This is a genomic window from Streptomyces sp. NPDC058701, from assembly GCF_042715295.1.
GTDB lineage: Bacteria > Actinomycetota > Actinomycetes > Streptomycetales > Streptomycetaceae > Streptomyces.
Genome location: NZ_JBHXSY010000055.1, coordinates 26007 through 37013 on the forward strand (window position 1 = coordinate 26007; position 11007 = coordinate 37013).

At 71.5% G+C, this 11007-nt stretch carries 11 protein-coding genes; 5 read left to right on the top strand and 6 right to left on the bottom strand.

What is annotated here, in order from left to right; genetic code table 11:
- Positions 1–264: 264 nt before the first annotated feature.
- Positions 265–1026, bottom strand: a complete 762-nt coding sequence (locus ACFWW8_RS34045) for an isoprenyl transferase (RefSeq protein WP_267718261.1) — start codon at positions 1024–1026, stop codon at positions 265–267.
- 125 nt (positions 1027–1151) lie between these two features.
- Here ACFWW8_RS34045 and mgrA point away from each other — a divergent pair, with 125 nt between their 5' ends.
- Complete coding sequence (gene mgrA, locus ACFWW8_RS34050) at positions 1152–2189, top strand: L-glyceraldehyde 3-phosphate reductase (RefSeq protein ID WP_386535521.1); 1038 nt, start codon at positions 1152–1154, stop codon at positions 2187–2189.
- Between the two features lie 142 nt (positions 2190–2331).
- Here the strand turns inward: mgrA and ACFWW8_RS34055 are convergent, their stop codons facing one another.
- Positions 2332–3141: a prepilin peptidase gene (locus tag ACFWW8_RS34055; protein WP_386535524.1), complete on the bottom strand. Its 810-nt coding sequence runs from the start codon at positions 3139–3141 to the stop codon at positions 2332–2334.
- A gap of 181 nt (positions 3142–3322) precedes the next feature.
- On the opposite strand from ACFWW8_RS34055, the gene ACFWW8_RS34060 reads away from it, so the two are divergent.
- The 3 genes from ACFWW8_RS34060 (at position 3323) to ACFWW8_RS34070 (ending at position 5960) form a co-directional block, all read left to right on the top strand.
- On the top strand, positions 3323–3691 hold the full coding sequence (locus ACFWW8_RS34060; protein ID WP_386535525.1) for a DUF192 domain-containing protein: 369 nt from the start codon (positions 3323–3325) through the stop codon (positions 3689–3691).
- Between the two features lie 59 nt (positions 3692–3750).
- Positions 3751–4368, top strand: a complete 618-nt coding sequence (locus ACFWW8_RS34065) for an SMI1/KNR4 family protein (RefSeq protein WP_386535528.1) — start codon at positions 3751–3753, stop codon at positions 4366–4368.
- Positions 4369–4676: 308 nt separating this feature from the next.
- Positions 4677–5960, top strand: a complete 1284-nt coding sequence (locus ACFWW8_RS34070) for an extracellular solute-binding protein (protein WP_386535530.1) — start codon at positions 4677–4679, stop codon at positions 5958–5960.
- A 194-nt stretch (positions 5961–6154) separates the two neighbouring features.
- Here the strand turns inward: ACFWW8_RS34070 and ACFWW8_RS34075 are convergent, their stop codons facing one another.
- The 4 genes from ACFWW8_RS34075 to ACFWW8_RS34090 all read right to left on the bottom strand — a co-directional run bounded on the left by ACFWW8_RS34075 (position 6155) and on the right by ACFWW8_RS34090 (position 10150).
- Entirely contained in the window at positions 6155–6781 is a 627-nt protein-coding gene (locus ACFWW8_RS34075) for a hypothetical protein (protein ID WP_386535532.1), read from the bottom strand.
- 157 nt (positions 6782–6938) lie between these two features.
- Positions 6939–7262, bottom strand: coding sequence for a nuclear transport factor 2 family protein (locus tag ACFWW8_RS34080; protein WP_386535535.1), 324 nt, complete (start codon positions 7260–7262; stop codon positions 6939–6941).
- Positions 7263–7372: 110 nt separating this feature from the next.
- Complete coding sequence (locus tag ACFWW8_RS34085) at positions 7373–8260, bottom strand: polysaccharide deacetylase family protein (RefSeq protein ID WP_386535545.1); 888 nt, start codon at positions 8258–8260, stop codon at positions 7373–7375.
- A 285-nt stretch (positions 8261–8545) separates the two neighbouring features.
- Positions 8546–10150 (bottom strand): MDR family MFS transporter, encoded by a 1605-nt coding sequence (locus tag ACFWW8_RS34090; RefSeq protein WP_386535537.1) that lies wholly within the window; start codon positions 10148–10150, stop codon positions 8546–8548.
- A 123-nt stretch (positions 10151–10273) separates the two neighbouring features.
- On the opposite strand from ACFWW8_RS34090, the gene ACFWW8_RS34095 reads away from it, so the two are divergent.
- Positions 10274–10864, top strand: a complete 591-nt coding sequence (locus tag ACFWW8_RS34095) for a TetR/AcrR family transcriptional regulator (RefSeq protein WP_386535540.1) — start codon at positions 10274–10276, stop codon at positions 10862–10864.
- The last annotated feature ends 143 nt before the right edge of the window (positions 10865–11007 follow it).

Consider the following 11007-nt stretch of genomic DNA (forward strand, 5'->3'; position numbering starts at 1 on the left):
GGCCGATTTCCGGCCCTCCCGTCCGACCGTGCGAACCGCACGCGCGTCCTGGTGCAAAGGGCCTCCCGGGCGGACGACCCCATGCCGTCCGCTGAGACTCGACACCCGTGGATCGGGCATCGACCTGAAAGGGATATTCCCCGATCAGGCCAGGCCATGCCATGGCATATGACGGACGCTCGGTGAATCCCTGGTGAAGGCTTCGCGGGAAGGGAATGCCGGGGCCGGGATTGCGCCGAGGGGGTGTCGGCCGTCCCGGTGACGTCAGGTCCCGTACCGCCGGTGACGGGCGGCGTAATCGCGCAGGGCCCGGAGGAAGTCGACCTTCCGGAAGGCCGGCCAGAAAACCTCGCAGAAGTAGTACTCCGAATGCGCGCTCTGCCAGAGCATGAATCCGGACAGCCGCTGCTCGCCGCTGGTGCGGATCACGAGGTCCGGGTCGGGCTGGCCCCGCGTGTAGAGGTGCTCGGCGATGTGGTCGATGTCCAGGATCTCGGCGAGCTGCTCGAAGGAGGTGCCCTTCTGCGCGTGCTCCAGGAGCAGCGAGCGGACCGCGTCGGCGATCTCCTGGCGGCCTCCGTAGCCGACGGCGACGTTGACCGTTATCCCGTTGACGTCGTGGGTGGCCTGCTCGGCCTCCTTGAGGACCGTCTGGGTCTGGCCGGGCAGGATGTCCAGGTTGCCGACGTGGTGGACGCGCCAGCGGCCGTCCGCGGCGAGGCCCCGCACGGTGTTCTCGATGATGTTGAGCAGGGGGCGGAGCTCGACCTCCGGACGGTCCAGGTTGTCCGTGGAGAGCATCCACAGGGTGACGACCTCGACGTCCGTCTCCGTGCACCAGCCGAGCATCTCCGAGATCTTGTCGGCTCCGGCCTGGTGGCCCTGCTCCGTCGTGCCTCCGGACGCCTTCGCCCAGCGCCTGTTCCCGTCCAGGATGACGCCGATGTGCTTGGGCGCCGCATCATGGTCGAGGCGGCCTTCCACCCGGCGTGCGTAGAGCCTGTACACCAGGTCGCGCAGCTTCACGATCTTCCAGCCCCTCCGTGCAATGCCCCCGTGCGAATTGCGGTCCCCCGAGTGCGCCACATTACTGCGCGGTGGGGAGGGGTACCCAACTCGGTCTGTCACAACTCCGTGATAGGGAGGACAACGTGACTGATACCAATCCCTATCGGGCAGAGCCCTCCCGCTACGACTCCATGGAGTACCGGCGCACCGGCCACAGCGGCCTCAAGCTTCCCGCGATCTCCCTCGGCCTCTGGCACAACTTCGGTGACGACAAGTCCCTGGAGTCCCAGCGGGCGATCCTGCGCCGGGCCTTCGACCTCGGCGTCACCCACTTCGACCTGGCGAACAACTACGGTCCGCCGCCCGGCTCGGCCGAGCTGAACTTCGGCAAGGTCTTCGCGCAGGACTTCGCGTCCCTGCGCGAGGAGCTGGTGCTGTCGACCAAGGCCGGCTACCTGATGCACGCGGGCCCGTACGGCGAGTGGGGCAGCCGCAAGTACCTGCTCGGCTCCCTCGACGCCTCGCTGAAGCGGATGGGCGTCGACTACGTGGACGTCTTCTACTCGCACCGCTTCGACCCGGAGACCCCGCTGGAGGAGACCATGGGCGCCTTGGCCTCCGCGGTCCAGCAGGGCAAGGCGCTGTACGTCGGCGTCTCCTCGTACACCGCGGAGCAGACGGCCGAGGCGGCCCGGATCCTGCGCGGGATGGGCGTGCGGCCGCTGATCCACCAGCCCTCGTACTCCATGATCAACCGCTGGACGGAGGAGGACGGGCTGCTGGACACCCTGGAGGAGGCCGGCATGGGCTGCATCTCCTTCGCGCCGCTGGCCCAGGGGCTGCTGACCGGCAAGTACCTCAAGGACATCCCGGAGGGCTCGCGGGCCACGCAGGGCAAGTCCCTCAGCCCGGACCTGCTGTCCGACGACGTGGTGCGCCGGCTGAACGGGCTGAACGACATCGCGGCGCGGCGCGGTCAGTCGCTGGCGCAGCTGGCGTTGACGTGGGTGCTCCGGGACGAGCGCATGACCTCGGCCCTGATCGGGGCGTCGAGCGTGCGGCAGCTGGAGGAGAACGTGGCCGCTCTGGACGGGGCGCCGCTCTCGGAGGCGGAGCTGGCGGAGATCGATTCCTTCGCGGTGTCCACCCCCGGCACCAACCTCTGGGCCCAGCGCGGCTGACCTGCGTCTTCCCCGGCGACCGGGCCCGGGGGCGCGGGAAACAAAAAACGGGCCGGTCCGTGGGGGGGATACGGACCGGCCCGAGGGGGGGGTTCCACCATAACCCTTCGTAAAGCGTGATGCGTGCATTGCCGCGCCACGACTACGCTCCGAAACCGCCCAGCAGCAATCCGGTGAGGGCTCCGGCCGCCATGAAGGGCCCGAAGGCGAAGCCCTGCTTGCGGGTCGCGGAGCCCCGCAGGACAAGGGCGAGGCCGTACAGGGCGCCGTAGAGGAAGCCCAGGAAAGCTCCGGCGGCCCATACCCCCCACCCGTACCACCCAAGGGCGACCCCCAGGGAGAGCGCCAGCTTGACGTCGCCGAAGCCCATGCCGGCGGGGTTCACGAGGAACAGCACCAGGTACGCCCCTCCGAGCGCGGCGCCGCCGAGCAGCGCGAGCCGCCAGGAGCCCGCGGCGCCGGGCAGCGCCGCGGCCGCACCGAGCAGGGCCGCGGTCGCGGCGGCGAGCGGCAGGGTCAGTACGTCGGGCAGCCGGTGCACGGCCCGGTCGACGAGCGCGAGCAGCAGGGCGGCGGGCGCGAGCCCGACGAACGCCCAGGCTTCGGGCCGCCACCCCGCGGCGGCCCCCGCCGCGGCGCACACGGCCCCGCCCAGCACCCCGAGCGGAACGCTCCGCCGCCCGTACCGGTGCGCCGCGGCGACCCCGGGCGGGCCTGCGGCTCCCGGACCGGGCGCGCCGGGTCCGGCCGGCACCCCCGCCGGCTCCACGCTCCGGCTCCGGCGCGGCGCGCAGCGGGCCGGGCCGAGCCAGCCGTCCAGCGGGTGCCCCTGCGGGCACCGGCTCCGCCAGGGCTCCCCGGGCCCGACGGAGAACCGGTACGCGGCGCGCGGCAGCAACAGCCCCGCGGCCAGCCCGTAGGCGGCGGCAAGCACGATCACGACCACACCCATCCGCCGAACGGTAGGCCCGCCCACCCCGACCCGCCAGAGCGCACCCGCCTCCAGCCCCGCCGGCGTTCGAGGCGCGGGGTCCGGGGCGGAGCCCGGCAGCGGACCAGCACGACACTCGCACCCGCCCCCCGGGACGGGACCCGCGTCCCCGGGCGGGACCGGGACCACCTAAGGTGCCGCCATGGCGACTTGGCACGACGGCACGGCCACCCTCCGGGTCGGAGACGTGGCGGTACCCCTGGAGATCGCCGCCTCCTACCGCGCCCGCACCCGCGGCCTGCTGGGGCGGGACGGCGTCGAGGGGGCGCTGCTGCTGACGCCGGCGGCGAGCGTGCACACGTTCCGGATGCGGTTCCCGATCGACGTGGCCCACCTGGACCGGCACCTGCGGGTGCTCGCGGTCGTCACGATGCGCCCGGGCCGCCTCGGGCTGCCCCGGCTGCGCTCCCGGCACGTGCTGGAGGCGGCGGCGGGCGCGATGGCCGGCTGGGGGCTGACGGCCGGTACCGCCGTGAAGGTGGACGTACCCGGGCGTCTCACGCCCGGGTAGGCGGTACTCCGGCGCGGCGGTAAGTTGGGGCGGTTGAGCTGGGGTGGCAGGGGAGCGGCATGACGGAGAACGCGCGGATCAAGGCGCTGGAGCAGATCATGCCGGCGACGCACGGCGCCGACGAGGACATCGACTGGCCGGCGGTCGAGGCGGTGTGGGGTACCCGGTTCCCGGCGGACTTCGTCGCCTTCATGGGCCGCTACGGCGCGGGCTCGATCAACGGCGAGGCCAGCATCCTGCTGCCGCTGCCCAAGCCGGGGCTCCAGTGGGATCCCGCCCAGATGGCCGAGGAGACGGGCAACGCCCGGCAGATCTGGGAGGCCGAGGGCGGCAGGGCCGCCTTCGACGTGGACCCGGAGGCGATCGTGGCCTGGGGCGTGACCGGCGGGTCCGACATCCTGTGCTGGCTCACCTCCGACCCGGACCCGAACCGGTGGCCGGTGCTGGTCTGCGGGCGGCACACGGCCGACTCCTTCGCCGTGTATCCGTACGGCATGGCCGAGTTCCTCTACCGGCTCTGCTCGGACGAGTTCGACGTGAGCCCCGTCAGCATCACCTTCTGGGACGGCGGCCACCTCAGCTTCGTGCACTGGAGGAAGGCGCAGCGCCGGTGGCAGGAGGGCCGCAACCCGGAGACGGGCGAGCCCGACCCGTACGCCGGCGAGTTCGCCGACTGACCGGGGCTCCCCCGCCCGAACCCGCCCCGCGCCCGCCAGACCCCACCCCCAGCCCGCCCCGAGCCCGTTCCGTCACCGGAAACGGGCTTTTCGGCATGTCTACGCGCGTTCGCATAGTTGATCACATATCGGAAAACACCAGACGGAAAAGCCCCAGTTGGAGCATTGACCACAAAGACGCCCCCAATGGAATCAACTGCCCCTCCCTCGGGAGAGAATTCCGGCCAACGGGCCATGGAGGGACACCTCGACCCGGAGTAACTCATAAGTAGTAACGGGATCCAAAAGAAAATCAGGGGAATACACCCGTGCGACGAAGAATCTTCAGTGCGGCCGCCACCACGGTCGTGCTCGGCCTGCTGATACCCGTGGCCGGATGCGGGCTGTCCGACGACGGCGACGGCGACGGCGGCACGCTGCGCCTGGTGGCCGCCGAGTACGGCGACACCCCGGCCACGAGCTCCAGGGCCTTCTGGGACAAGGTGACGGAGGACTTCACCGCCGCCCATCCCGGCATCAAGGTCGAGGTGAAGCTCCTGCCGTGGACCGACATCGACCGCGAGGTCACCCGCATGGTCAAGGCGGGCAACGCCCCGGACCTGGCCCTCATGGGCGGGTACTCGGACTTCGCGGCGCAGGGCAAGCTCTACCCGGCCGACGAGTTGCTCTCGGTCACCGCCGAGGCGAACTTCCTCCAGCCCCTCGCCGAGGCCGGCTCCGTCGGGAACACCCTGTACGGCCTGCCCTTCGTGGCGAGCAGCCGCCTGCTGTTCTACAACGAGGCGCTCTTCACCAGGGCCGGAGTCACCCCGCCCAAGACCTGGACCGATCTCAAGACCGCCGCCAAGGCGCTCAAGGACAAGGGCGTGAAGTACCCGTTCGCCCTGCCCCTGGGCCCCGAGGAGGCGCACGCCGAGGCGATGATCTGGGAGCTGAGCAACGGCGGCGGCTACGCCGACAGCAGCGGCAACTACAGCCTGGCCTCCGACCAGAACGTCGAGACCTGGCAATGGGTCAAGGACAACCTGGTCACGCCGGGACTCGTCGGTCCCACCCCGCCCGGGCAGCTCAACCGCGCCGACGCCTTCGCCGCGTTCCTGCGCGGAGAGGTCGGCATGCTGAACGGCTATCCCTCGCTCGCCCACGAGGCGCGCGGCAAGGGCATCGGGGTCGGCACCGTCGACATGCCGGTCTCGAACACCCTCGGCGCCGGGGAGAGCACGCCGGCCGTGGGCGTCGCCGACTGGATGATGGCGTTCAAGCAGAACGGCAACCGCGCGGAGATCGGCACGTTCCTGGACTTCGTGTACAAGGACGAGAACCTGACGGACTTCGCGGGCCGCTACCACCTGCTGCCGTCCACCGTCTCCGCCTCGCGCACTCCGGCCGGGGGCGGCCTCGACGCCAACGACCAGCTGTTCCTGACGGCGCTGCGCGGCGCCCAGCTCTACCCGGTGAACGACCCGTCCTGGGTCAAGGTCAGCGACACCATCAAGCGCAACATCGGGCGGGCCGTGGAGCCGGCCGGCGACCCGAAGACCGTGCTCGACGACATCGCCGAGCAGGCGGACGAGGCGGTAAAGAAGCGCTGAAGGGCCCCCGTGAACAGGGACCTTCGCCCCGTGCCGCCTCCCACCCCGTGCGGCACGATGGCCAGTACGGCACTCGATCCGAGGCCGCCGGCCCAGTCGCCCGCCGAGCACCCACAAGGTGCGCGGGGCGACCGGTCCTCGCCTCCCCTGCCTCCCCGGCCTGCCCCCGGCCCGCCCGCCCCGCCCGGCCCGCGTCAGCCCTGCTTGCCGTGGTCTGCGGAGAACGCGGTGCGGTACTCCTCGCAGCTGGAGTCCCAGCGCAGGGTGCCCGTCAGCGTCCCGTAGCCCGAGCGCGTGACCGACCACTCCACCGTGTACTCACCGGTGTCGCAGGCGATGCGCCTGCTCCCCGCGACCTTCTTGCGGCCCGTCGCCGCGCTGCCCGTCAGCTCCTCGCGGACCTCTCCCGCCACGGCCCGCTTCGCGGTGCGCAGTACGGCGTGCACGACGATCGGGTGCTTGCCCTCCTTGGTGGTGAGCGCCTTCTTGACCAGCGTGGAGTCCGACACGGACCAGGCGAACTCGTACGCCGGCTGCCACGCCAGGGTCTTGGGGTCGGCGACCTTCCGCTCCCACTCCGGCGCGCCCGAGGGGCCGGGCTTGGTGACCGTCTTGTACTGGATCCCGGGGTGGAAGCGGAACTGGCCCTCCACCTTGTGCATCTCGTCCTTGGTCCACATCGACTTCATGGACTTCTCCCCGCCGGCGGGGTCCTGGAGGAAGGCCGTCCCCTCCGCGGCGGTGGCCACCTGACCGAGGGCGGGGGCAAGGGCCGCGGTGGCTGCGGCGAGGGCGAGAGCGGCGATGCGGGTGCGCTTCATGACGGGACCAACGGGCGTCCGCGGCGGGCCGGAACGACGCCGGACGCGCTTTCACCCGTACGGGAGCCCGTGACCGGACGCCGGCCTGGCGGGGCGCCCCGCCGGGGCTCCGGAGGGTGGGGGGCCCGGCGGCGCCGGGTCGACCGGGTGGGCGGGGTCAGGCCTGGCCGGTTTCGAAGCGGCCGACCCGGCCGTCGTCGGTGACCGTGAAGCGCCAGGCCGTACGCATCTCGCCCCACGTGTCGTTGCGGTAGTCGACGATCAGGGCGCGGCCCCCGTCGGACTCGGCGTCGACGGACATGTGGCCCCGGCAGGAGAAGACCTCCTTCTCCGTCCACTGGGTGACGTCGCGGTCGGAGCCGTCGTCGGACATGGTCGCGCCGGGCGCGAGGGCGCTGCGGAAGGCCTCCCGGTCGCCCGCGTTGACGGCGGTGACGAAGGCACGGACGGCGGGGTCGGAGAGCTGGCTCGGTTCGATCACGGGGGCCTCCTGGGGCGGCTGGACGGTCGGCGGGGCGGAGCTGCGCGACCAGGGAACACCGGGCGGCGGGCCGGGGCGCAGACCGTCACCCGTTCGCCCCGGACGGCGTGTCAGGAGACCGTCCCCACCGCCCCACCGTCGGACTCCTCGGCGCCGTGGGCGGCCGTGGCATCGGCGGAGTCGGCGGCATCGGGGGCGGTGCGGACCGGGAAGCCGGTCGGCCGGCCCTGCTGCTTCAGCCAGCCGAGCACCCCGTCGAGCGCCTCGACGGTCTGGGCGCGGTTGCCGCCGCCGTCGTGGAAGAGGACCGTCGGCCCGTTGCCGATCTCGCGCTTCACGGCGTCGACGATGGCGGCCGCGCCCGGCTTGCCGAAGTCCTTCGTGTCGACGTTCCAGCCGAGCGGGCGCATCCCGTGCGCCGCGGCGATGCGCCGGCTGTCGGGGGTGAACGCGCCGCCGGGGGCCCGGTAGTACTCCACCTTCGCGCCGCCCGCGGCCGCTTCGATCAGCTTCTTCGCGTCCAGGATCTGCTGCTCCTGGTAGGCGACCGGCTTCCTGTCCATGGCGGTGTCGTGGTTCATGGTGTGGTCGCAGAGACGGTGGCCCGCCGCGGCGACGCGCTTGACCAGGTCGGGGTGGGCCTCGGCCTGGGGGCCGATCATGCAGAAGGTCGCCTTCACGCCGTGCTCGGCCAGTACGTCGAGCACCTGCGGGGTCCAGCGGGGGTCGGGGCCGTCGTCGATGGTGATGTTGACGGCGTTCGCGCCGCTCTCCGACGCGTGGGTGATGCCCTCGGGTATCCCCTTCGCCGGCTTGCCTCCGGGGCCGGATCCGGAGCCGTCCGGCCGGGCGGGGTCGTGGTCGCCCGCGATGCCGTGTGCGGGGGTGTGTCCGGGCCCGACGAGCGTCGACACCCCCCATACGGTCGCCGCCACGGCGATCGCGGTGGCCGCGACGGCCGTTCGGGCCCGGGTGCCCCGTTCCGTGATGCGCGCCATGAAGTCCATGGACCGTCCACTCCTCCCCATCGCCTTGCGGGCGTTCCGTGGATCAGGACGTGCGCCTCCATCGAGGGGTTGCAGCCGATTGCCCCTCAAATTCCATGTAATGGGACGTTAGTCCTTGATCGTCACGAATTCCTGCCCAGGTGAAACCGAGCGAAACGGTGAGATGTCCGCCCCGGAGCGGACCGGGCGCGGGTGCGCCGGAACGGCCCGGCCCCGGTGGAAGCGTTCTCCACCGGGGCCGGGCCGTGCGACGGCGGCCTGGGCCGCGGCCGTTCGCTAGTGGACCGGGGTCGCGGTCGCCTGCGGGGCGGGGGCCGCCTGCTCGTCGTCCCCGTCCCCGTCCGCGCCCGGAGCCGCGGGGCCGGCGCCGCGCAGCGGGACCTCCTTGACGAACCAGGCGGCCGCGAAGCCCAGTACGGCGATGGCCGCGCCGAGCAGGAACGCCGAGTGGGTGCCGGCGGCGACCGCGTGCTGGTAGGCGTCGCGTACGGCCTCGGGCAGCTTGGCCAGGCTCGCGGCGTCCAACTGGGCGGAGCCGGCGGCTCCGGCGGCCTCCGGGCCGAGGCGGTCCCGCATGGTGTCGGTGACCTGGGTGGTGAAGAGGGAGCCCATGAGGGCCACGCCGAAGGAGCCGCCGAGGGTGCGGAAGAGGGTCGCGGAGGAGGACGCGACGCCCATGTCCTTCATCTCGACGCTGTTCTGCGCGACGAGCATGGTGATCTGCATCAGGAAGCCGAGTCCGGCGCCGAGGACGGCCATGTACACCCCGGACATCAGCCGGGTGGTGTCGGTGTCCATCGTCGCGAGCAGGAAGAGCCCGACCACCATGAGCGCGCCACCGATGATCGGGAAGATCTTGTACTTGCCGCTGTTGGTGGTGACGCGGCCCGCGATCAGCGAGACGAGCATCATCGAGAGCAGCATCGGCAGGAGGAGCAGGCCGGAGTTGGTGGCGGAGGCGCCCTGCACCGACTGCTGGAACAGCGGGAGGTAGAGCACGCCGCCGAACATCGCGAAACCGACGAGGAAGCCGATCACCGACATGAGGGTGAAGTTGCGGCTGCGGAAGATGTGCAGCGGCATGACCGGCTCGGCGGCCTTGGTCTCGACGTAGAGGAACGCGGCGGTGGACGCCGCGCCGACGGCGATCAGGCCGAGGACCTCGGCGGAGCTCCAGGCGTACTCGGTGCCGCCCCAGGTGGTGACGAGGACCGTGGAGGTGATCGCGACGGTCAGGAGCGCCGCGCCGAGATAGTCGATCTTCGGGCGCACCTGCCCGGTCTTCTTCGGCAGGTGCAGCACGGCCGAGACCATCGCGAGGGCGACGGCGCCGAGCGGGAGGTTGATGTAGAAGGACCAGCGCCAGCCCATGTGGTCGGTGATGGTGCCGCCGACCAGCGGACCGCCGATCATGGCGAGGGCCATCACGCCGGCCATCATGCCCTGGTACTTGCCGCGCTCACGGGGCGGGATCAGGTCGCCGATGATCGCCATGACGCCGACCATCAGACCGCCGGCGCCGAGGCCCTGGATCGCACGGAAGCCGATCAGCTGTCCCATGTCCTGGGCCATGCCGCTGAGCACGGAGCCGATGAGGAAGATGACGATCGAGGCGAGGAAGGAGCCCTTCCGCCCGTACAGGTCACCGATCTTGCCCCAGATCGGGGTGGAGGCCGCCGTGGCGAGGGTGTAGGCCGTGACCACCCAGGAGAGGTGCTCCAGGCCGCCCAGCTCGCCGACGATCGTCGGCATCGCGGTGCCGATGATCATGTTGTCGAGCATGGCCAGCAGCATCGCGATCATGAGCGCCATCAGGACGACCCGCACGCTGCGCGGCTTCACCTCCTTCGAGGTGTCCGCCGTCTTGACTGTCTCGCCCATGTCCACTCCCCTGGCACTTCCCGCACCGCCGGAACTTACTTGACGCCCGGCTAGTTCACTACACTGGGGGAAGGTAGCCCCGTAACTAGCCGGGCGTCAAGTAAGTAGTTTTCGAGGAGAGCAATGACCACCAGTTCCAGCAGCGGTCCGCAGCAGCGCCGTGGCAACACGCGTCAGCGCATTCAGGACGTCGCGCTGGAGCTGTTCGTGGAGCAGGGGTACGAGAAGACGTCGTTGCGCGAGATCGCGGAGCGGCTCGACGTCACGAAGGCGGCGCTGTACTACCACTTCAAGACCAAGGAAGACATCATCATCAGCCTGTTCGAGGACCTGACGCGTCCGATCGACGAGCTGATCGCCTGGGCCGGGGAGCAGCCGCGCACGCTGGAGACCAAGCGGGAGGTGCTGCGGCGCTACAGCAGGGCCATGGCCGACGGGGCGTCGCTGTACCGCTTCATGCAGGAGAACCAGGCGACGACGCGCGAGCTGAGCATCGGCGAGACGGTGAAGAGGCGGCTGTTCCGGCTGGTGGAGCTGCTGCGCACGGAGGACGGACCGCTGACGGACCAGGTCCGCTGCGTGAGCGCGCTGTTCACGCTGCACGCCGGGATGATGTTCCTCCAGCACGTGGAGGGCGACCCGGAGGAGACGCGCCAGGCGGCGCTGGAGGTCGCGACGGACCTCATCACGCAGGCCCACCACGACGACGCGTAGCGCGAGCCGCCCCGGGGCCCCCGGCGGCCCCCGCCGGCGGGGGGGGGCGGGGGGGGGGGGGGGGGGGGGGGGGGGCGGGGGGCCGCGACCAGTAGCGGGGCGGGGAGGTGGTGGCACCCCCGGCGGTGGTTTTTTAGGGGGTG

Excerpts from the sequence above, each read along its gene's own strand:
- ACFWW8_RS34085 (WP_386535545.1), bottom strand. The coding sequence starts at position 8,260 with ATGGCGCGCATCACGGAACGGGGCACCCGGGCCCGAACGGCCGTCGCG.
- ACFWW8_RS34090 (WP_386535537.1), bottom strand. The coding sequence starts at position 10,150 with ATGGGCGAGACAGTCAAGACGGCGGACACCTCGAAGGAGGTGAAGCCG.
- ACFWW8_RS34095 (WP_386535540.1), top strand. The coding sequence starts at position 10,274 with ATGACCACCAGTTCCAGCAGCGGTCCGCAGCAGCGCCGTGGCAACACG.
- ACFWW8_RS34065 (WP_386535528.1), top strand. The coding sequence starts at position 3,751 with ATGACGGAGAACGCGCGGATCAAGGCGCTGGAGCAGATCATGCCGGCG.
- ACFWW8_RS34060 (WP_386535525.1), top strand. The coding sequence starts at position 3,323 with ATGGCGACTTGGCACGACGGCACGGCCACCCTCCGGGTCGGAGACGTG.
- ACFWW8_RS34075 (WP_386535532.1), bottom strand. The coding sequence starts at position 6,781 with ATGAAGCGCACCCGCATCGCCGCTCTCGCCCTCGCCGCAGCCACCGCG.
- ACFWW8_RS34055 (WP_386535524.1), bottom strand. The coding sequence starts at position 3,141 with ATGGGTGTGGTCGTGATCGTGCTTGCCGCCGCCTACGGGCTGGCCGCG.